Origin of the sequence: Winogradskya consettensis, assembly GCF_018332715.1 — a bacterium.
GTDB classification, from domain to species: Bacteria; Actinomycetota; Actinomycetes; order Mycobacteriales; family Micromonosporaceae; genus Actinoplanes; species Actinoplanes consettensis.
Window position 1 is genome coordinate 288,740 of sequence record NZ_BOQP01000017.1, and the last position, 20,509, is coordinate 309,248.

General features: G+C 70.1%; 19 protein-coding genes. 10 read left to right on the top strand and 9 right to left on the bottom strand.

What is annotated here, in order from left to right:
* Nucleotides 1–37 precede the first annotated feature (37 nt).
* From Aco04nite_RS18470 to Aco04nite_RS18485, 4 genes are all read right to left on the bottom strand, one after another.
* A complete protein-coding gene (locus tag Aco04nite_RS18470) occupies nt 38–2,386 on the bottom strand; it encodes a beta-glucosidase family protein (RefSeq protein ID WP_212998457.1) in 2,349 nt (782 codons plus the stop codon).
* Between the two features lie 147 nt (nt 2,387–2,533).
* Complete coding sequence (locus tag Aco04nite_RS18475) at nt 2,534–4,669, bottom strand: transglycosylase domain-containing protein (protein WP_212998458.1); 2,136 nt, start codon at nt 4,667–4,669, stop codon at nt 2,534–2,536.
* Nucleotides 4,670–4,886: 217 nt separating this feature from the next.
* Nucleotides 4,887–5,879 carry an alpha/beta hydrolase family protein gene (locus Aco04nite_RS18480; protein WP_212998459.1) on the bottom strand — a complete coding sequence of 331 codons (993 nt, stop codon included), beginning with the start codon at nt 5,877–5,879 and terminating at the stop codon, nt 4,887–4,889.
* 79 nt (nt 5,880–5,958) lie between these two features.
* A complete protein-coding gene (locus tag Aco04nite_RS18485) occupies nt 5,959–7,365 on the bottom strand; it encodes a GntP family permease (protein WP_203835900.1) in 1,407 nt (468 codons plus the stop codon).
* A gap of 74 nt (nt 7,366–7,439) precedes the next feature.
* Here Aco04nite_RS18485 and Aco04nite_RS18490 point away from each other — a divergent pair, with 74 nt between their 5' ends.
* Entirely contained in the window at nt 7,440–9,119 is a 1,680-nt protein-coding gene (locus Aco04nite_RS18490) for an FUSC family protein (protein WP_212998460.1), read from the top strand.
* Nucleotides 9,120–9,213: 94 nt separating this feature from the next.
* Here the strand turns inward: Aco04nite_RS18490 and Aco04nite_RS18495 are convergent, their stop codons facing one another.
* A complete protein-coding gene (locus tag Aco04nite_RS18495; RefSeq protein ID WP_212998461.1) occupies nt 9,214–9,897 on the bottom strand; it encodes an SDR family oxidoreductase in 684 nt (227 codons plus the stop codon).
* A 69-nt stretch (nt 9,898–9,966) separates the two neighbouring features.
* Between Aco04nite_RS18495 and Aco04nite_RS18500 the strand changes: the two genes are divergently transcribed.
* Both Aco04nite_RS18500 and Aco04nite_RS18505 read left to right on the top strand, forming a co-directional pair.
* On the top strand, nt 9,967–10,539 hold the full coding sequence (locus tag Aco04nite_RS18500; RefSeq protein WP_212998462.1) for a TetR/AcrR family transcriptional regulator: 573 nt from the start codon (nt 9,967–9,969) through the stop codon (nt 10,537–10,539).
* 72 nt (nt 10,540–10,611) lie between these two features.
* Nucleotides 10,612–10,767 carry a cytochrome c family protein gene (locus tag Aco04nite_RS18505; RefSeq protein WP_212998463.1) on the top strand — a complete coding sequence of 52 codons (156 nt, stop codon included), beginning with the start codon at nt 10,612–10,614 and terminating at the stop codon, nt 10,765–10,767.
* 157 nt (nt 10,768–10,924) lie between these two features.
* Here the strand turns inward: Aco04nite_RS18505 and Aco04nite_RS18510 are convergent, their stop codons facing one another.
* Entirely contained in the window at nt 10,925–11,326 is a 402-nt protein-coding gene (locus Aco04nite_RS18510) for an HIT family protein (RefSeq protein WP_212998464.1), read from the bottom strand.
* Between the two features lie 72 nt (nt 11,327–11,398).
* Here Aco04nite_RS18510 and Aco04nite_RS18515 point away from each other — a divergent pair, with 72 nt between their 5' ends.
* From Aco04nite_RS18515 to Aco04nite_RS18525, 3 genes are read left to right on the top strand one after another with little or no spacing between them, the layout of a single operon-like run.
* Complete coding sequence (locus Aco04nite_RS18515; RefSeq protein WP_212998465.1) at nt 11,399–12,130, top strand: SDR family NAD(P)-dependent oxidoreductase; 732 nt, start codon at nt 11,399–11,401, stop codon at nt 12,128–12,130.
* Between the two features lie 32 nt (nt 12,131–12,162).
* Nucleotides 12,163–12,690 (top strand): RNA polymerase sigma factor, encoded by a 528-nt coding sequence (locus Aco04nite_RS18520; protein ID WP_212998466.1) that lies wholly within the window; start codon nt 12,163–12,165, stop codon nt 12,688–12,690.
* Nucleotides 12,687–13,118 carry a hypothetical protein gene (locus tag Aco04nite_RS18525; RefSeq protein ID WP_212998467.1) on the top strand — a complete coding sequence of 144 codons (432 nt, stop codon included), beginning with the start codon at nt 12,687–12,689 and terminating at the stop codon, nt 13,116–13,118. Before Aco04nite_RS18520 ends, Aco04nite_RS18525 begins: the two co-directional genes overlap by 4 nt.
* Here Aco04nite_RS18525 and Aco04nite_RS18530 read toward each other — a convergent pair.
* On the bottom strand, nt 13,011–13,754 hold the full coding sequence (locus Aco04nite_RS18530) for a hypothetical protein (RefSeq protein ID WP_212998468.1): 744 nt from the start codon (nt 13,752–13,754) through the stop codon (nt 13,011–13,013). The genes Aco04nite_RS18525 and Aco04nite_RS18530 overlap by 108 nt on opposite strands.
* A gap of 117 nt (nt 13,755–13,871) precedes the next feature.
* Here Aco04nite_RS18530 and Aco04nite_RS18535 point away from each other — a divergent pair, with 117 nt between their 5' ends.
* A complete protein-coding gene (locus Aco04nite_RS18535) occupies nt 13,872–14,468 on the top strand; it encodes a hypothetical protein (protein WP_212998469.1) in 597 nt (198 codons plus the stop codon).
* On the opposite strand, the gene Aco04nite_RS18540 is transcribed toward Aco04nite_RS18535, so the two are convergent.
* Both Aco04nite_RS18540 and Aco04nite_RS18545 read right to left on the bottom strand, forming a co-directional pair.
* Nucleotides 14,461–15,819, bottom strand: a complete 1,359-nt coding sequence (locus Aco04nite_RS18540; protein WP_212998470.1) for a nucleobase:cation symporter-2 family protein — start codon at nt 15,817–15,819, stop codon at nt 14,461–14,463. The two genes, Aco04nite_RS18535 and Aco04nite_RS18540, sit on opposite strands and share 8 nt — an antisense overlap.
* A 52-nt stretch (nt 15,820–15,871) precedes the next feature.
* Nucleotides 15,872–16,075 carry a hypothetical protein gene (locus Aco04nite_RS18545; protein ID WP_244876092.1) on the bottom strand — a complete coding sequence of 68 codons (204 nt, stop codon included), beginning with the start codon at nt 16,073–16,075 and terminating at the stop codon, nt 15,872–15,874.
* 245 nt (nt 16,076–16,320) lie between these two features.
* On the opposite strand from Aco04nite_RS18545, the gene Aco04nite_RS18550 reads away from it, so the two are divergent.
* The 3 genes from Aco04nite_RS18550 (at nt 16,321) to htpG (ending at nt 20,425) form a co-directional block, all read left to right on the top strand.
* Entirely contained in the window at nt 16,321–17,508 is a 1,188-nt protein-coding gene (locus Aco04nite_RS18550; RefSeq protein ID WP_212998472.1) for an MFS transporter, read from the top strand.
* Between the two features lie 40 nt (nt 17,509–17,548).
* Nucleotides 17,549–18,394: a hypothetical protein gene (locus Aco04nite_RS18555; RefSeq protein ID WP_212998473.1), complete on the top strand. Its 846-nt coding sequence runs from the start codon at nt 17,549–17,551 to the stop codon at nt 18,392–18,394.
* Nucleotides 18,395–18,535: 141 nt separating this feature from the next.
* Complete coding sequence (gene htpG, locus Aco04nite_RS18560; protein ID WP_212998474.1) at nt 18,536–20,425, top strand: molecular chaperone HtpG; 1,890 nt, start codon at nt 18,536–18,538, stop codon at nt 20,423–20,425.
* Nucleotides 20,426–20,509: the final 84 nt, after the last annotated feature.

A 20,509-nucleotide genomic window follows, 5' to 3' on the forward strand; every position in this document is an offset into this window, starting at 1 on the left:
TTCCAGGGCGGTCCCACCGTAGTCAAACGATTATCGGTCAGGCCGGCGAGACGACCACCGGGGTGTGCAGGACGCGCTCCGGGCCGACGTAGCGCCGCGGGCCGGTGAGGTCCACGGTCGCGATGCAGGGCAGTTCCGTCACGGACGGGCCGGCGAAGAGCTCCAGGGCGCCCGGGTCGACCACCCGGCGCAGATCACGCCCCACGTACGAGGTGCGATCCGCGTGCAGGGTGAACGTCACCCGGGCCGCGGCACCCGCCGCGAGCGGCACCCGGGCGAACCCGGCCAGCTGGTGCACCGGCCGCGTCACCTCGGCCTGGACGTCGTGCGCGTACAGCTGGACGATCTCCGCGCCGTCCCGGGTGCCCGTGTTGCGAACCCGCACGGACACCTCCACGGCGCCGTCGGTGGGCAGCGTCGGCGAGCTCACCGCGAACTCGTCGTACTCGTACGTCGTGTAGGAACGCCCGTGCCCGAACCCGAACATCGGCGTGGGGTCGAGGTTGCTGACGCCCTCGCTGAACGCCCCGAGCGGCGGCTGCAGGTACGTGCCCGGCTGGCCGCCCGGCTCGCGGGGGATCTGGACGGGGAGCTTGCCGCTCGGGTTGATCCGGCCGGTGAGCACGCCCGCGATCGCCGCGCCGCCCTCCTCGCCCGGCATGAACGCCTGCACCAGGGCGGCCGCCGACGAGTAGGCGCCGAGGGCGTAGGGGCGGCCGGAGACGACGACGACCACGACGGGCGTACCCGTGTCCAGCAGTTGATCGAGCAGTTCGCCCTGCACGCCGGGCAGGCTCAGGTCGGGGACGTCGCAGCCCTCGCCCGACGTGCCCCGGCCGAACAGGCCGGCCCGGTCGCCGACCACCGCGATGCAGATGTCCGCGGCAGCGGCCGCGTCGATCGCCGCCGCGAAGCCCGAGCGGTCCTCGTCGCGGATCGGGCAGCCCGCTTCCAGCGTGAGGGAGTCGTCCGGCAGCTCGGCGCGCAGGGCGGTCCAGAGCGAGTCGGCGGGCAGCCCGATCCCGAACTGCGGGTAGTCGGGCAGGACGTGATTGGGGTAGGAGTAGCAGCCCATGAACGCCTGCGGGTCATCGGCGCAGGGACCGATCACGGCGATGCGCCGCGGCGGTGTGCCGAGGGTCAGCGGCAGCGCGCCGGCGTCGTTGGCGAGCAGGATGACCGAGCGTTCCGCCAGGTCACGGGCGATCTCCCGGTTGGCGGGGGCGTCGAAGTCGATGCCCTCCCCCGCGGCCACCGACGCCTCGGGGGTCCAATCGGGGTCGAGCAGCCCGAGCTCGGCCTTCTGCCGCAGGACGCGGCGGGCCGCCCGGTCCACCAATGCCTCGGGTACGCGCCCGGAGCGCACCAGCTCCGTCAGCCCCGCGCCGTACGCGATGGCATCGGGCAGTTCCACGTCGATACCCGCCTCGAGGGCCAGCGCCCCCGCCTCGGCGTTGTCGGCGGCGACGCGGTGCATCGTCTGCAGGAAGGGGATGGACCAGTAGTCGGAGACCACCACGCCCTCGAAGCCCCACTCGTCGCGCAGGATGCCGGTGAGCAGCGCCGGGTCGGCGGCGACCGGGACGCCGTCGATCTCCGAGTAGGAATTCATCACCGATCGCGCGCCACCGACACGCAGGGCGGTCTCGAACGACGGCAGGATGACCTCGCGCAGCTCCCGGGGGCCCATCGCGACCGGGCCGTGGTTGCGCGCGGCCCGCGACGCGGAATAGCCCGCGAAGTGCTTGAGCGTCGCGACGATCCCCTGCTTCTCCAGGCCCTTCACGTACGCCGCCCCGAGCGTCGCCACGACGTAGGGGTCCTCGCCCAGCGTCTCCTCGACCCGTCCCCAGCGGTAGTCGCGGACCACGTCGAGCACGGGTGACAGGCCCTGGTGCACCCCGACCGCGCGCATGTCGGCGGCGATCGCCGAGCTCATCCGCTCGACCAGCTCCGGGTCGAAGGTGGCGGCCCACGCGAGCGCCGACGGGTAGACGGTCGCGCCGAGCGTGGTGAAGCCGGTGAGGCACTCCTCGTGCACGATCGCCGGGATCGCGAGCCGCGAGGCCTCGACGACTGCCCGCTGCATCTCGACGACGCGGTCGCGGCCCTGCTCGGCGGTGACCGGGCGGGTGCCGAAGACGCGGGTCAGGTGGCCGATCCCGTGGGCGACGGCGGTGTCGAGCGAGCGCTGCCCGGCGGCGAAGACCTCCTGCATGGGGGCGACGTCACCGGTGCTCTCCACGCCGAAGCCGTGCCAGACGCTGCCGAGCTGGGCGATCTTCTCCTCGAGCGTCATGGCCGCGAGCAGCGCATCCGCCCGGGCGCCGGGATCCAGGGCGCGGTCGGTCCACGGGGACCGGCCGACCGGGTGCACCACGGTCATGACAAAGCCTCCTGAAACTTTCGGTCAACTTCCGGATGACTGTCGCAGTCTCTCCCGGGCAATGAGGGGACCGCAAGCCACAAAAACGGCCCCGACGGCAGGTGAGCCGTCGGGGCCGCTGGTGACTTGTCCGGAAGTTCCGGAGGATTACTCCCCGGGTTTCTTGAACTCCTCCACGGGTTTGCCCTTCATGAAGTCCGCGACCGTCTTCCAGACCGCCGGGTTCACGATGTTGTGATCCATGTGGTCGGAGTGGTTGGACCAGTCCGGGTTGACCAGATACCCGGCGACCACGGTGTCCCGCGTGCCGACCACCAGCGCGGCCGTCTTGTCCGCGTCGGTGGTTCCGGTCTTGCCGAAGACCGGGTGACCCACCGCCGAGTGCACCTGCGGCGCGGTCGAGCCGGAACAGCTACCGAGCTGCGCCTGGTCACCGACCGGGCAGCGGGCCGCGTCGAGGGCCTCGCGGGCGACGTCCTTCGAGGTCACCCGGGTGCACTGCGGCTGGCCGGCGTTGACCTTCGTACCGTCGGCCGAAGTGATCTTCTGGATCGGGGTCGGCTTGCAGTACATGCCGTCGCCGGCGAGCGTGGCGTACGCGTTGGCGATGTCCAGCGGCGTGGACGAGGTGACGCCGAGCGTGAACGCGCCGAACGTCCGGGCGGTGGCGTCATCCTTGACCAGGGCGGCGTCGGAGCCGGCCCGGAACTGGATGCCGAACCGCTTCGCCACGTCGACGACCTTGTCCGCGCCGACCTGCTCCTCGAGCGGCACGAAGTAGGTGTTCACGGACTTGCCGAAACCGGTCCACATGTTGAACGTGCCCTGCTCGCTGGCCGAGGCGTTCCTCGGGCAGTAGAAGTGCGTGCCCGGGCAGGCCGCGTCGGAGCTCGGGTCGATCACGTAACCGGACTTGTAGGTCGACCCGGACGTGATCGAGTGGTCGAGCCCGTAGCCATTCTCCAGCGCCGCGACCATCGTGAACATCTTGAACACCGAGCCGGCCTGGTAACCGGTGATGTCGCCGCCGCCGGTGATGATCGGGTTGGTGGTGTTCGGGTAGGTGCCCTTCACGCCGTTCGCCGCCAGCTCCGGGTTCGAGCTCGGCTTGTTCTCCCCGTCGTCCAGCTTGTACTTGCGGTTGGCGGCGAGCGCCTGGACCCGGCCCGTGCCCGGCTGGACCGCCGCGAGCAGCAGCGCGTTGCGGTTGCCGTCGGTGGTCACGTCGCTGATCTCTTTACGCGCCGACGCCTGCGCCTTGAGGTCCAGCGAGGTCACGATGCGGTAGCCGCCGGACTTGAGCTGACGCTCGCGGTCATAGGTGTTGGCGCCGAACTCGCTCTGGGTCATCCACCAGCGGTAGAAGTAGTCGCAGAAGAATCCCCAGTTGTTCTTGGCGACCTGGGTGCAGCCGTTGCCGGGGTGGTTCGTGGTCTTGCCGAGCTTTTCCTTCTTCGCCGTCGCCGCCTGCTCCGCCGTGATCATCTTCAGGCTGAGCATGTTGTCGATGATGTAGTTACGACGGTCGAGCGCCTGCGGGTAGCCGCTGGCCGTGGTCGGGTCGAACGCGGTCGGCGCCTTCACCATGCCGGCCAGCAGCGCGGCCTGGGCGATGGTCAGGTCCTTCGGCTTCTTCTTGAAGTAGACCTGGCTGCCGGCGTAGACGCCGTAGGCGCTGTTGCCGAACGGGGCCATGTTCAGGTAGCGCTCGAGGATCTGCTGCTTGCTCAGCTCCTTCTCGACCTGCATGGCGTACTTCATCTCCGTGAGCTTGCGCTCCGGGGTGTCCTTCGTGGCCTCGATCGCCTCGGTCGGCGTCTTCGCCGTGTAGGCGAGCGTCATCCGGACGTACTGCATCGTCAGCGTCGAGGCGCCCTGCTGCGAGCCACCCTGCTTGTTGTTCACGAACGCCCGGGCGACACCCTTGAGGTCGACACCGTTGTGCTCGTAGAACTGGTGGTCCTCCGCGGCGACGATCGCGTTCTGCATGTTGACGTTGATCTCGTCGAGCGGCACGTCGCTGCGGAACTCGTCGTACATGACGGCGATCTGGGTCTTGCCGTCGGAGGCGAAGATCCGGGTCACCTGCGGCGCGGCCGGCTTGGCCAGCTCGCTCGGCAGGTCCGCGAACGACTCCGAACCCGCCTTCGCCGCGAGCCCCGACATCGCGACGGCCGGGAACGAGGCGGCCGCTACCACCACGCCTGCCAGCAGACCGCAGATCACCAACGATCCTGAGTTGGCAAAGAGGGAGCGTTCGCGTTTTCGGGTCCAGAAGGTCACCCGGTCAACGTTAGCCACGGAGATCCAGCACCACCTTTCGAGGGTCACCCCAATTGCTCACATTGCGGGCGTGGCCGTAACCGCCGCCCTGGCACGGCTTTTCCGGTGCGAGTCGGTCCGTTATGCCCATCCCGGCCGCTCCCTACTCCCCCGTGGACGGCAAGGGCGGAGCCAGGATGCGGTGTACATCACAGCGGTGTACGTCACAGCCCGTAGCTCAGAGCTGATTCTCGAGCGTAGCCACATCACCGGTCGCGGCGGCCGCGGGGATACGGGCTTTCGCCGTGGAGTCACCGTATAGGGCGTACCTGAGAAATTCCGTGGACGTCTGTGTCGTCGCCTCGAAGTCGTCGCTCTCAGTGACATGACCGCCATCGGTGATCGACAGCATCGCCCGGGACCAGGGCACCGCCGCGTAGACCGCGTGCCCCGCGCGGTAGGTGACGGTGGTGTCCTTGCGGCCGTGGACGAACAACATCGCCGCCGACGGGCCGGTGAACGACGCGCCCTGAAAATCGGTGCCGGCGAAGACGACGCCGGCCTTGAGCCGCTCGTCGCGGTACGCGCTGAACAGGCCGGTGGTGGTGATGCCACCCGCCGAGTGGCCGGCCGCGGCGATCCTGTTCGGGTCGATCGTCGTGGTGAGCGTCCCGGCCGACGACAGCAGCAGGTCGATGACGTGCGAGGCGTCCAGCGGCTGGTTCACGATGTCGTTCGCGTCGAGATCCGTGGCGCCGTACCACGTGTTGGGGTAGGTCGGGCCCGCAACGACGAACCCGGCCTGGGCCCACCGCATCAGCATCGCCGAGTAATCACCGGGCTGCGAGGTGAGGCCGTGGCTGAACAGCACCAGCGGGAAGCGGCCCTGCTCCGGCGGCGCGTTGTCCGTGGGGGCGGGGCTCGCGGGCGCGGTGCCGCCGATCGGGTACCAGACCGTGGTGGGCAGGGACCGGTCGCCGCGGCTGAACGGGAGAATCTGCTTACCCAGGGCGTACGCCCTCGTGGGCGCGCTCCCCGATGCCGGCGTGTACACCGAGGTGATGTTCTGGGGTGCCAGTGAGGACGAAGCGGTCGAGGCGAGGATGGGCGCGGCAGAGGCGGAGGCCGTGGTGTTCCCCGACATGCCGATGTCGGTCTCCGCCGTGCACGCGGCGAGGCTCCCGCCCCCCGCGACGCCCGCGAGTGCGAGCAACAGAGTCCGTCTACGCATGATCACATTCTTTTCCGCGTACCTGTGATGATCGTGAGAATTGAGCGAGCGCAACATCACAGTTGGTAGTAGCCGCTGGTCAGACAAATACGTCAAGGAGCATGACGCAGCCGAAACCCACCACCGAGATGATCGTCTCCATGACCGACCAGGTCTTGATGGTCTGCCCGACGGTCATCCCGAAATACTCCTTGACGAGCCAGAAGCCGGCGTCGTTGACGTGCGAGAAGAACAGCGACCCGCAGCCGATCGCGAGCGCGAGCAGCGACACCTCGGGCTTGTCCAGCGTCGCGGCGAGCGGGGCGACGATCCCGGCGGCGGTGATCGTGGCGACCGTCGCCGAGCCGGTGGCGACCCGGATGCCGACGGCGACCAGGAAGCCCAGCAGCAGTGCCGACATGTTCGCGTCCTCGGCCGCCTTCGCGACCACGCCGCCGACGCCCGCGTCGACGAGCACCTGCTTGAAGCCACCACCCGCGGCGACGATGAGCAGGATGCCCGCGATCGGGGGCAGCGCCCCGCCCAGCACCGACGAGGTCCGCGCCCGGTCGAAACCGGCCCGCTTGCCCAGCGTCCACATGGCCAGCAGCACACCGAACAGCAGCGCCACGACCGGCGTTCCGAAGACCTCGAAGACGCCGCGCACGCCGTTGCCCTCGTCCAGGGTCAGCTCGGCGATCGCGCGCAGCAGCATCAGCACGATCGGCAGCAGCACGGTCAGCACCGCCGCCCAGAAGCCCGGGTTGCGCTTCGCGGGCACGTCACCGGTCTCGCTGTCGGCCGCCGTGTCGTCGACGTTGCTGACGGTCGCGCGCTCGGGGATGGCGACGGGCACCCGCTTGGCGATGAAGTTGCCGAAGACCGGGCCCGCGATGATCACCGTCGGGATCGCGCAGATCAGGCCGAACGCCAGCGTGAGGCCCAGGTCGGCGTTGAGGCTGGAGACCGCCACCAGCGGGCCCGGGTGCGGCGGGACCAGCCCGTGCAGCACCGACAGCCCGGCCAGGGCAGGAATACCGACCTTCAACAGCGACACGCCCGTACGCTGCGCCACCAGCAGCACGATCGGCACCAGCAGCACCACGCCGACCTCGAAGAACAGCGGCAACCCGATCAGCGCGGCCACGCCGGCCATCGCCCACGGCAGCGCGCTGCCGGTGAACTTGCGCACGATGGTGTTGACGATCCCGTCCGCGCCCCCGGACTCCGCGAGCAGCGCCCCGATCATCGACCCGAGCGCGATCAGCAACCCGACGCTGCCGACCGTGCTGCCGACCCCGGCGGTGAACGAGTCGACGGTGTCCACCGGGGCGGCCCCCGCGACCAGGCCCAGCACCGCGGCACCGACGATCAGGGCGAGGAACGGATGCCATTTCGCCCACGCGATGAGCACGACGACGACGGCGATGCCGAGCACCGCCGCGAGCACCAGATGCCAGGACGATGCGTGGGTGATGGTCTCGGCGGCCAGCACGGAAGCGGTCATACCGCGAGCCGTACCCCGTTCGGGCGAACGCCAACCTCCTGTGGATCACACCGTGACAGTGGTATGAGTTCCAGGTGAGCCGGCTCCGAGATGCTGCCCGCGTACGCCCGGCCGACGCGGCGTGGGCGTTCGCGCTGCGCGCCGGGCTCGCGGTCGCGATCCCCCTGGTCGTCCTGATCCCCGCCGGGCACACCGCCTGGGCGGGAATCGCCACGTTCGGCTCGTTCGCCGCTCTGTACGCCCGCGACACCCACTACCGCTCCCGGGGCCGGGTCGTGGCCGCCGCGGGCCTCGGCCTGGTCACCGCCGTCACGATCGGCACGCTGGCCGCCCTCACCCCGGCTCCCGCCATCCCGGCGGTGGTCGCGGTGTCCCTGGTCGGCGCGGCCGCGACCTGGCTCTGCGGCGTCTTTCGCGTGGGTCCCCCGGCCGGCCTGATGTTCGCCTTCGCCACCGCGGTCAGCGCCGCCGTCCCCGCCACGCCTGCCGACCTCGCGCGCCACGCCGTTCTCACCGCCGCGGCCGCTCTGATCGCCTGGCTGATCGCGATGGCCGGGGCCGCCTTCGACCGCGACGCCCCGCGCCGCCTGGCCGTTGCCCGCGCCCTGCGCGCCGCAGCGGCAGCCGCCGAGGCCCCTTCCGGCCCGCCCGGCCTGCGCCTGCGCCACCAGGCCGCCACCGCGATCGAAAAGGCCTGGACCGCCCTGCCCGCCTCTCCCACTCCCGCCGCCCTCCATAAGGGCCCGCCCGCGGGTTCCGCAGGCCCGGCTGCGGGTTCTGGAGGCCCGGCTGCGGGTTCTGGAGGCCCGGCCGAGCCGCTCTCGGCCGGCGGTGGGCTGGATGCTCTGGTCGCGCGGGCGGAGAGTGCCCTCGCGGACCCGGCGTCAGCCAACCCCGCCGATCTACGACGACTCGCCGGCGCGGCGGCGAAGCGAGGACCGGTGCCCGCGTTGAGCCCCACGAAGGCCGAGAGCGAGGAGATCTCCGGCCGCACCCGGGCAGCCGCCCTCGCCCCACCACCAGGACGTGACCTGCTGCGCCACTCCGTCCGATCGACGCCGCTCGGCGGACCCCTGCTCCTGGCCGCGCTCCGGGTCGCCGTAGGCGCCCTGGCGGCCGGATCGGTCGCGGGCGCGCTGGCCCACATCACCGGCCTCGGCCACGCCTACTGGGCAGCGGTCTCCGCAGTCGCCGTCCTGCAGAGCACCAACCTCCTGGTCACCATCCACCGCGGCATCCAGCGAGCCGCGGGAACCGTGGCCGGCCTGCTGGTCGCGGTCGCCGTCCTGGCGGTCCCCGGCGGCACCTGGCCCCTGGTGGCCCTGATCGTCGCGGCCCAGATCACCGCCGAACTCCTGGTGATCCGCAACTACGCCCTGGCGATGCTCGCCGTGACCCCACTGGCTCTCCTGGTGGGCGAACTGGGTCATGCGACCCCGCCCCTCGACCTGCTCCGCGACCGCCTGATCCAGACCATCCTCGGCTGCGCGATCGGCCTCCTGACCGCAGCAACCATCCGAACCCGCACCGCCGCCCGCCACCTGGACAAGGCCCTGGCCACCTGCACCCGCACCACGGACGAACTGACCGCCGCTCCCACGCGAGAGCTCGCACGCCGCTTGGCCGTGAACCTCATGGTCCTCCGCGAGGCCTACGAAATCGCCTCGGGCGAGCCCGCCCTACCGCCCGAAACCACCGAACTGGTCCTAGCCACGGAACGCCGGGCGCGCTCAGCCCTGGCCACCGTGACCTGAACCGAGCCACGGTTCCGGGGGCGGGGATCGCCTCACGCAGACATCAAGCCTGACGGGCTGCGTGAGGCGATCCCCGCCCCCGGAACCCCGAGGCTCACCCCTGCAGAACAGTGGCCAGCCCCACCTTCACCTGGCGGCTGAGATCGTCGGCGAGGATCTCCGGCTTTCCCTCCGCGACGCCGTCGAGGCCGAGGGCGGCGACGATCGCGGGGTCGAGCTTCTGGTCGGCCGGGATGCTCGCGGCCATATCGGTGTCCATGTAGCCGACGTGCAGCGCGGAGACCGTGATGCCCTTGGGGGCGAGCTGTTCACGCAGCGCGTCGCTCAGCGCCCACTCGGCGGCCTTGGCCGCGACGTAACCGCCGAGGGCGCCCGGGTGGTACCAGGAGAGCACCGACAGCACGTTGAGGAAGGCGCCGCCGCCGTTGGCCTCGATGACCGGGGCGAAGGCTCGGCTGACCGACAGGGTGCCGTAGTAGTGGGTCTCCATCTCCAGGCGGATCTTGTCGAGGTCACCGGTGAGCAGGTCCGCGCCGGTCGCGGAGCCGGCGTTGTTGACCACCAGGGTGGCGTCCGACGCGATCTTGGCGGCCTGGGCGACCGACTCGGGGTCGGTGATGTCGAGGCGCAGCGGGATGACGCCCGGCAGGTCGACGGTCTGAGGATCGCGGGCCCCGGCGTAGACCTTCGCGCCGCGGGCGACGAGCTGCTCGGCGAAGCGACGGCCGAGGCCGCGGTTGGCGCCGGTGACTACTGCTACTGCGTTCGTGATGTCCATGGAAGTTAGATTACGAGCAACATCTAAGAGACGCAAGGCTTAGATGATGTGTGTCATATAATGGTCGGCATGGCACGGGTATCGCAGGCACAGGCACAGGAGAACCGGCAGCGGGTGGTCGAGACGGCCTCCCGGCTCTTTCGTGAGCGCGGCGTCCAGGGGGTCAGCGTCGCCGACCTCATGGCGGAGGCCGGGCTGACCCACGGCGGCTTCTACAAGCAGTTCGCGTCGAAGGAGGCCCTCGTCGCGGAGACCGTCGGCACGGCGTACGAAGGCCTGGCCGGACGGCTGACCGACTACGACACCGAGCACCCCGGCGACCACGGTCAGGCCGTGGGCGACCTGCTCGACTACTACCTCTCCCCCGGGCACCGCGACGACCCGGGCCACGGCTGCCCGACCACGGGGTTCGGCCCGGACGTCGCCCGCGAGGCACCCGGCAGCCCCGCCCGCGAACCGTTCGCCGCCGGGGTCCAGGGCTTCGCGGACTGGCTGGGCGGCACCGACGACGAGAATCTCGTCGAGCTCTCCACCATGGTCGGCGCCCTCCTGCTGGCCCGCGCCACCAGCGGCACCGACCTCTCCGACCGGATCCTGACAGCCGCCCGCGCGGCGCTCGCCCCACCTGGGGGCAGGGACTGAGCGTGTTAGCAGGTGAGGCGTGCTCGCGTGTGTCACGATCACTTCGGTCACGGCGTCAGGCGGAGGTGGATCGTGAAGAAAGTTCTCGGCTGGGTCCTGCTCGGCCTCGTCATCTTCTACATCGGCACGAACCCGGTCCCGGCCGCGGACACGGCCCAGGGCATCGGGGACGGCATCGCCGACATCTTCCGCAACATCGGCGTCTTCTTCTCCGACCTGGCGCACTGACGACCCGACCTGGCGCACCGACGACCCGATCTGGCGCACCGACGACGCTCCGGCCTGGTCGGTCGGCGAAGAATCCCGGCCACGATCACGTATTTCCTACGCCGGCACCCGCCCCTGGCCTCAGTTCATGCCGTTCTAGAGGGGTCGTCGCGCCGCTTCAACTCTTGGGCAGGGCGTCGAGGATGCGCTGGTGGTGGGCATCCAGGTCCTCGGCGCTCGCGTCCGCGTCGGCGCGGGTGAAGTCGAAGTCGGCCATCTCCCGGGCCGGGAAGACGTGTACGTGGGCGTGGGGCACCTCGAAACCCGCCACGACCAGACCGACCCGGGGCGCGTCGAACGCCTTCTTCAACGCCCGGCCGATGGTGTGGGCGACCGCGAAGACGTGTGCGGCCAGCTCCGGGTCCAGCTCGGTCCACTCCTCGACCTCGGCGCGGGGGACCACGAGGGTGTGGCCGGGGGTCAGCGGGGCGATGGTGAGGAAGGCTGCCACCCGGTCGTCGGACCAGACGATGCGGCCGGGTAGCTCGCCGGAGATGATGCGGGAGAAGATCGTCGGCACGGGAAGGGCTCGCTCTCGTCGGTGGTCGCCGTCACCGCCCATGACATCACGACCGGGGTTAGGGTCTGAACAATGGCACGCGTCTTCATCACCGGATCCGCCGACGGTCTCGGCCTGATGGCCGCCGAGTCCCTGCACCGTGACGGGCACGAGGTCGTCCTGCACGCCCGTGCCGCCGGCCGCGCTCCCGATTTCGCCCCGGCGGTGATCGGCGACGTCACCACCATCGCCGGCATGCGTGCGGTGGCGGAGCAGGCGACGGCGCTCGGGCCGTACGACGCGGTGATCCACAACGTGGCGGTCGGCTATCGCGAGCCGCGCTCGGAGACCCCCGACGGGCTCGAGCACGTGTTCGCCGTGAACGTGCTCGCGCCGTACGCGCTGACGGTCCTGATGCCCCTGCCGCAGCGCCTGGTCTATCTCAGCTCCGGCATGCACCACGGCGGCACGCCCGGGCTCGCCGATCCGCAGTGGACCGTCCGGCGCTGGAACGGCTCCCAGGCGTACAGCGACAGCAAGTTCCTGGATGTTCTCCTGGCCCTCGGTTTCGCCCGCCGCCACCCGCGGGTGCTGTCCAACGCCGTCGACCCCGGCTGGGTCGCGACCCGGATGGGCGGCCCCGGCGCCCCCGACGACCTGACCCAGGGCGCGGTCACCCAGACCTGGCTCGCGGTCAGCGACGATCCCCGCGCCAAGGTCACCGGCCGTTACTTCCACCACCAGCGGCAGTATTCGCCCTTCGACGCGGCCAACGACGTGAAGCTCCAGGACGAGCTGCTCGACTATTGCGCGTCCCTGCTGTGAACCCGCGCGGCCTCCCCCGCGACTGAACAGGCATGCACACAGACGACGCGGAACTGGTGATCCGCGCCCAGCTCGGCGACCGCCGCGCCCTGACCGCGCTGGTGGAACGCTGGCACCTGCCGATCTGGCAGTACGTCCGGCGGATGCTCGCCACCCCGGCCCTCGCCGACGACGTCAGCCAGGAGGCGTGGTCGGCCGCCCTGCGCGCCCTGCCCCGGCTGAGACAGCCCGACCGGTTCGCGCCCTGGCTCCTCACCATCACGCGGCGGACCCTGATGAACCACCTGCGTGACAAGTACGCCGCCCCGGCGCCGGTTCCCGGCGATCTCGTCGAGGACGATTTCAGCGCCGGAGTCCTCGACCGTGCCGAGGTCGTGGCCGGGCTGGCCGGCGTGCCCCTGCGCGAACGCGAGACGCTGATCCTGTTCTACCTGCACGACCTGTCCCTCGACGACTGCGCCCAGATCCTCGGCGTCCCACCCGGCACGGTCAAATCCCGCCTGCACCGGGCCCGCCTGCTGCTGCGCGCCCACCTGATCGAGAAGGGATACGCGGCATGACGGAAACACCAGGATTCACCCCGGACCAGCTCGTCGGTACGGTCTCCCTGCGCCGCCGCCTCGCCGTCGTGGCGGTGGGGCTGGCGGGTCTGTGCGCGGCCGTCTTCCTCGGTCTGCTGTGGGCCACGGAGCCGGTCGCGCTGCCCGTGCGTACCCGGATCGCCTTTGCCGTGATGGTCCTGATCGGTCTGGCGTGGGCCGGGTTCGCCGCCTGGGCGCTGCTGCGGCGGCCCCTGTTCGCCCTGGACCGGGTGATCGCGGGCTGGCTGGCCACGGCTTTCAGCACCCTCACCGCCGTGGTCGCCGTTGCCGTCACGGGGTCACTGGCCGCCGTCACTGTCGGCGTGACGCTCACCGGCACCGCCCTGATCATCTTGCGCCGGGCCTACACCTACCGCCGGACCCTCCTGCACCGGTTGCGGGACTGACAACCCGGCGACCGGCGCGTGGCCGGCCGGCGCGTGTGCGGGCGGGGGCGGGTTGGGCGTTGAGGGGCGGCCGGCGACCAGGTCGGCGATGGTGAGGCCCCAGTGGCCGAAGCGGGCGTCGAGGCCGGCCGCCCTCGCCTTCGCCCGGGCCTGCCGGTCCGGGTCGTAGCGATGGCGGGCCCACGAGGATCCGGGGCGCGCCAGCCGGACCGCGCCGATCCACGCCACCGGCGGCAGGAAGACACCGAGCACGGCCGTCGAATACTTTCCCTTGCGCACACAGACGAGCAGCACCGCGATGTGGACCAGCGCCGAGGCCGCAACGGCAACATGCCCGGCGCCGAAGCCATCGTCCGAGGTCAGCGGGTTCAGCCCGAAAAGGACCAGCCCCATACCGCTGAGCGCCAGCGCGACCAGCCGCACGGACAGCTGACCCTCCGGCGACCAGTACACGTCCTGCAGGTGCAGGATCAGCGCGAACTCGTCCAGGATCAGCGACGACCCCACCCCGATCAACACCCCGGACACCTCGGCCCACGGCCTGCGGCCATCTACCGCGACCGACAGGTACGCGCCGACCAGCGTCAGAACGATGCCCGGCACCGCGTGCAGGAACGGCAACTGCCCGGCGGTCATGGCCCCTCCTCAGGTCCGCGAGGCGGAGATTGATCTTCTTATTGTTATATGGTCCCGGCGTGGAGCCGACCCCGTTGGACAGAGCGGTCCCCGACGAGCCAAGAGTCATGATCAGCTATGCATCCGAGGACGTGGCCGTCGGCGGGCAAGACCGGGTTCGTGCAGAAAGAGCTCCGGTTGGCGCTGCGGGCCGCGCTGGAACGCCCCGCCGGGAAGGCGTTCATCATTCCCCTCGGGCTCGACGACACGATCGTTCCCGAGGCGTTGCAACGATGGCACTGGGTGGACCTGCATGCGGCGAACTGGCTCGGCAAGCTCCGGTTCGCGATCGACACGGGCAAGAAGTCCCATCGCGACCTGACTGCGGGCGCCGAGCCCGGAGACGCCGGCATTCTGGGTCTCGACCTGGTCCCGGAGGCCGCGGCCGCCGGGGACTCCGTGGTGCTGGACTACGTCGTCCGCAACGACGGTGCTCCTGTTCCGGTCCAGCTCGGGGCGAGCCTGTTCGGCAGGACCGGGCACGAATACTTCGACCCCAGGAGTGACCGCAAGTTGTGGCTGCGGACCGGGACGACGGCCTATCGGCGATCGCTGAGGTTGCCTTCCGACATGCCCGCCGGGCGGTATCGGCTCGTAGTCGCCGTGTGGTGGCTCGGCAACGAGAAGCGGTCCATCGCCTCGGCGGACTGCGGTGAGCGGTTGCGGATCACCTGATCGTGCTGGGCTCCTCGTCGGGTGCGGGTTCCTCGCGTCGCCACGTGAGGTGGTTGAAGAGGAGGTTGAGCAGGAAGACCACCACGACGGTGGTGGTGATGGAGCTGCCGAAGATGATCTGGAGTTCGTCGGGGAATTTGCCGTAGAAGGCAGGGGCGACGACCGGGATCATGCCCGCGCCGATGGCCACCGCGACGATGAGCAGGTTGTGGGTGCCGTCGAAGTCGACGCGGCGGAGACTCTTGATGCCGACGGCGGTGACCGTGGCGAACATGACGAGGGCGGCGCCGCCGATGACCGGGCCGGGGACGGCGGCGATGATCTCGCCGAGTTTGGGGATCAGGCCGAGCAGGATCAGGATCACGCCGGCGGCGGTGACGACGAAGCGGCTGCGGACGCGGGTGATCTGGACCAGGCCGACGTTCTGGGCGAACGCCGTGTCGAGGAACGAGTTGAAGGTGCCGGCGAGCAGGCCGCTGACGCCGTCCGCCGCGAGACCGCGGGCGATGTCGTTCTCCGTCAGTTGTTTGTCGGTCAGGGCGGCGACGGCGAGCATGTCGGCCGTCGACTCGACGTAGATGACGAGCATGACCACGCACATGGAGATGACCGCGGCGACCGGGAACTGCGGGGCGCCGAAGTAGAACGGGCGGGCGAGGCCGAACCAGCCGGCGTCGCCGACCGCGGAGAAGTCGACCAGGCCCATGAAGGACGCGACGATCACGCCGAAGACGAGGCCGATCAGCACCGCCAGCGACACCAGGAAGCCGCGGGCGAACCGGTTGATCAGCACGATCAGTAGGATGATCGCGGCGGCCAGGGCGAGGTGGCTCAGGGTGCCGTACCCGGGATCGGATTCGTCGTTGCCGGCGATCAGGCCGGCGCCCGCGTCGATCAGCGACAGCCCGATCACGGTGATCACCGTGCCCGTGACCAGCGGCGGGAACAGGTGGATGATCTTCGAGAACGGCTTCGCGACGATCAGGCCGAACGCGCCCGCGGCGAGCATCGAGCCGTAGACGGCGGGCATGCCGTACTTGCCGCCGATCAGGATCATCGGGCTCAGCGCGGTGAACGTGGCACCGGCGACGATCGGGAGGCGTACGCCGAGAATCTTCCCGACGCCGAGACTCTGCACAACAGTGATCACACCGGCCACGAAGAGGTCGGCGTTGACGAGGATCGCGATGACGTCGGAGCCGAGGCCGAGGGCCCCGCCGACGATGAGCGGAACGGCGACGCAACCCGCGTACATCACGAGCACGTGCTGCAGTCCGAGAACCGCGAGCCGCCCGAACGGCAGCATCTGATCTACGGGGTGTTTCCCTTCGGCAACGATCGGTGACGACATGCGAGGCATTGTTCGCCGTGATTGTTATCGCCGGGTTACCACCCCGGGGACTTCAGCAGCCGGGCCCGGCGGCCACTCCGTTCACGATCCGGTACGCCGAGATGTCGCCCTTCACGTACGCCCGCAGCTGCGACAGCCGGGTCGGGGTGCGGTCGTTCTGCGCCACGTACGCGACGATCGCCTCATCGACGGTCCGGCAGCTGACGGCGTTCGCCACCTGCTGCGTACGGGCGGTCAGCGCATCACTGTTCAACACAGCGTAAGAAACGCCGCCAATACTCAAGGTGACTGCTGCGGCCATCGCAGCTTCTGTCAAATTCACGGAGAACTCCAGCCCGGATCATTCATAACGCGCCAACCCGGCCACCCTACGCGACATCACTTTGAGTAGCCATAACTCGATGCAGCCAAGGAGAATAACCAGGAGTAGTTTTTCTCACCTTGGGCAGGCCACACCTCTGGTCCGTCGGTGCGGCCCGTAACCGCCTAGCGTCAAGATCCATGAGCGTCCTGCCCCTGCGCGCGGCCGCGAAACGATGGCTGCCGATCTCCCTGGTCTTCCTGGCGGTCGGGCTCTCGACCGCGATGGCCTCGCCGTTCCTCGCGCTCTTCCTCACCGACGAGATCCACGCCGACCCCCTCCACGTGGCGCTCTTCCTCACCGTCGCCCCCGTCTCGGCCGTGATCGTGTCGACGCTGATCGGCAAGCTCTCCGACCGCGTCCCGTCCCGGCGTGTCGTGCTGCTCGGGACGGCGCTGGCCGGATGCGCGGGGACGCTGGTCACCGCTTTCGTGCGGGATTACTGGGCACTGCTGCTGGTCACCGTGCCGTTGACCGCTCTCGCGGCGGCGATGATGCCGCAGGCTTTCGCGTACGCCCGGGAGGCCCTCGAAGGCTCCGGCCGCGTCGCGATGACGATGAGCGCGCTGCGGACCCTGTTCTCGATCGCATGGGTCGCCGGGCCCCCACTCGCCGCGGCGCTGCTGCAGGCCGGCGGTTTCGTACTCGTCTACGGCTTCGCCTCGCTCATGTACGCGGTCGCGGCGGTCGTCGCCCTCGTCGCCCTGGGATCGGAACACCCCGTCCCGGCCGGCCCGCAGACGCGCAAGCCGGCCGGCGTCGACGCGCCCCGCGCACTGATCTGGCTGACGATCACGGTCTTCGTGCTCACCCGCTGCGCCGGGGCGATGTCGGTGCAGGCGCTCCCGCTGCTGATCACCCGGGATCTCGGCGGCGACGTCGGCCTCGCCGGGCTGCTGCTGGGACTCTGCGCGGGGCTGGAGATCCCGTTGATGCTGGGCTTCGGGCTGCTGTCCGCGCGGGTGCCCGTACGGCGGCTGCTGATCGCGGGGGCGGCGTGCGGGCTCGCGTACATGCTGATCGTGGCCGTCGCCACCAGCACCTGGCAGCTGATCGCGGGTTCGGTTTTCAACGCCGCCTCGATCGCCGCGCTGACCGGGCTCGGCGTCACCTATGTGCAGGACATGCTGCCGGGGCATCCCGGTCGGGCGTCGACACTGTTCAGCAACACGTTCCCGGCCGGCTCGGTGATCGCCGGCCCGATCGTCGGCGCGGCCACGGCGGTCGGCTACCGCATGCCGTACGCCGCCGGTGCCGTCATGTTCGCCGCGGCCCTGGCCCTCCTCGCGGCCGGAACCCGCCTCACCACCGGGGGGAATGTTCGGTAAAGATCCCCGGAAGTCCTGTTCATGCCGGTATGACGTCTTCATGGGTGACTTGACCAAACGGGACAAACAGATCATCGGAAGCAGCGTCGCCGTGCTGCTCGTCGCGGGCTCCGGCGCCCTCGCCCTGCGCGAGGAGAAAATCGGCCCGAACCCGGTGCTGGCACAGCCACCCGCGATCGCCGACGCCGCCGCGAACGTCGGCCTCGGCCCCGCCAACCCGCCGGCCGACGGTCCCCCACCCGCCGGCCAGGAACCGCTGCCCGTCACGGTGATCCCGTTCCCGGGCACCCCGCTCGGCACACCCCCACCCACCACCGGATCGGGCGCAACTAAGTTGCCCACAATTAAATTGCCCACAACTCATCTGCCCGGCATTCAACTGCCCGGCGTTCAACTGCCCGGCACGACAACGCCGGCTCCGCCGCCGCCGACGCCCGCGCCGACCACCCCGGCCGCCACGCAGCCGCCGACCACGGCACCCCCGGCCACCGCACCACCCGCGACGCCGCCGTTCGTCACCCCGGAACCGGCCAGCACCCCGCCGCCCACCGCAGAACCGACCGTCACCGCCCCTGAGATCACGGCGTCTCCCACCACAGCAGCGGACATCGAACCGGCGGAAGGCAACCCGCCGCCGCCGAGCCCGGCCCCGCCCGTCACCCCGCCGGCACCGACCGCCACCCCGCCAAACACGACCGCCACCCCGCCAGACACGACCGCCACCCCGTCGGTCGTGGCCGTCTCCCCGTCAGTCGCGGCCGACGATGACGGCTTGAAGCCGGACGGCGCCGCGGCGGGAAGCGCCGCGAGCGCACACCCGGAACGCACGCCGACGCCCGGTCCGGTGGCCGCAGCAGCAGCGCAGCCGGCCGCCCGCGCAGAATGAGACCGGGCGGGGATGATGGGCCTGGTGAGCTGCGCGGCGGTGCTGACCGGGTGCGCGTGTCGGGGAGATCACCGTGGGGTCATACGATCACGTGCGTAATGCACCGTATGCACGGAGGATTGTGATGCACGGAGGGAAGGCATGAGCACCGAGACGCTGGAGTTCCAGGCCGAAGCGCGCCAGCTGCTGCAGCTGATGGTCCACTCGATCTACTCCAACAAGGACATCTTCCTGCGGGAGCTGATCTCCAACGCCTCCGACGCCCTGGACAAGTTGCGTCTTGCGGCCCTGACCGACGACGAGCTCACCGCGGAGGACCTGCACATCGAGGTCGTCGCGGACGCTGAGGCCCGCACCCTGACCGTGCGGGACAACGGCATCGGCATGGCGCGGGACGAGGTCGTGACGCTGATCGGGACGATCGCGAAGTCGGGCACGGCGGATCTGCTGCGCCGCATGAAGGAGAACAAGGACAAGGACTCGGCCGAGCTGATCGGCCAGTTCGGTGTCGGGTTCTACTCCACCTTCATGGTCGCCGACCGGGTCACCCTGGTCACGCGCAAGGCCGGCGAACAGACGGGTACGCGCTGGGAGTCCGCCGGCGAGGGCACGTACACCATCGAGGAGGCCGCGGACGTCGCGACCGGCACCTCGGTGACCGTGCACCTGCGGCCGAAGGACGAGGAGGACGCGCTCTACGACTACACCGACGAGTGGAAGATCAAGGAGATCGTCAAGCGGTACTCCGACTTCATCTCGTTCCCGATCCTGCTGGTCAAGGCCGCCGCGGAACCGAAGGCCGAGGGGGACGACGAGTCGCCCGCCGCGCCGGAGACCCTGAACTCCATGAAGGCGCTCTGGGCGCGCCCGCGCTCCGACGTCAAGGACGAGGAGTACGCCGAGTTCTACCGGCACATCAGCCACGACTGGACCGACCCGCTGGAGATCATCCAGATGCGGGCCGAGGGCACCTTCGAGTACGAGGCGCTGCTGTTCATCCCGTCCCGCGCCCCGCACGACCTGTTCCAGCGCGACGGCGCCCGCGGCATCCAGCTCTACGTCAAGCGCGTCTTCATCATGGACGACAGCCGTGAGCTGATGCCCGACTACCTGCGCTTCGTCAAGGGTGTCGTGGACGCGGCGGACCTGTCGCTGAACATCTCCCGCGAGATCCTGCAGCAGGACCGGCACATCCAGATGATCCGGCGCCGGCTCGCCAAGAAGGTCCTCAGCACCATCAAGGACCTCATGACCAAGGACGCGGAGAAGTACGCCACGTTCTGGCGCGAGTTCGGCCGCGCGGTCAAGGAGGGCCTGCTCAGCGAGCAGGACGACCAGAAGGCGATCCTGGACGTGTCGTCCTTCGCCTCGACCGCCTCCGCCGACCCCACCACCCTCGCCGACTACGTGAGCCGGATGAAGGACGGTCAGGACGAGATCTATTACATGACCGGCGAGAGCCGCGCCCAGGTCGAGAATTCCCCGCACATGGAGGCGTTCCAGGCCAAGGGGTACGAGGTTCTGCTGCTCACCGACCCGGTCGACGAGATCTGGGTCGAGGCGGTCCCCGAGTACGACGGCAAGAAGCTGCAGTCGATCGCCCGCGGCAACGTCGACCTCTCCGCGGACGAGGACAAGCCGTCGCAGGAGAAGACCGGCGAATTCGCCCCGCTGCTCACCTGGCTCGGCGAGACCCTCGACGAGGTCAAGGAGGTCCGCCTCACCTCCCGGCTGACCACCTCCCCGGCCTGCCTGGTCAGCGACGCGAACGACATCACGCCCACGCTGGAGAAGATGTACAAGGCGATGGGCCAGGACGTCCCCCCGGTCAAGCGGATCCTCGAACTGAACCCGGACCACCCCCTCGTCACCGGCCTGCGCGACGCGTACGCCGGCCGCGCCGAGGACCCGGCCCTGCCCGAGACCGCCGAGCTGCTCTACGGCACGGCCCTGCTGGCCGAGGGCGGCGACCTCGCCGACCCGGCCCGCTTCGCCAAGCTCCTCGCCGACCGCCTCGCCCGCACGGTCTGACGTTCACCGGTTGCGGGACGCCATCACCGGCGTCCCGCAACCGGCAAAACTTCGTTGACCCGCACCGGGCGGGTACACCACGGT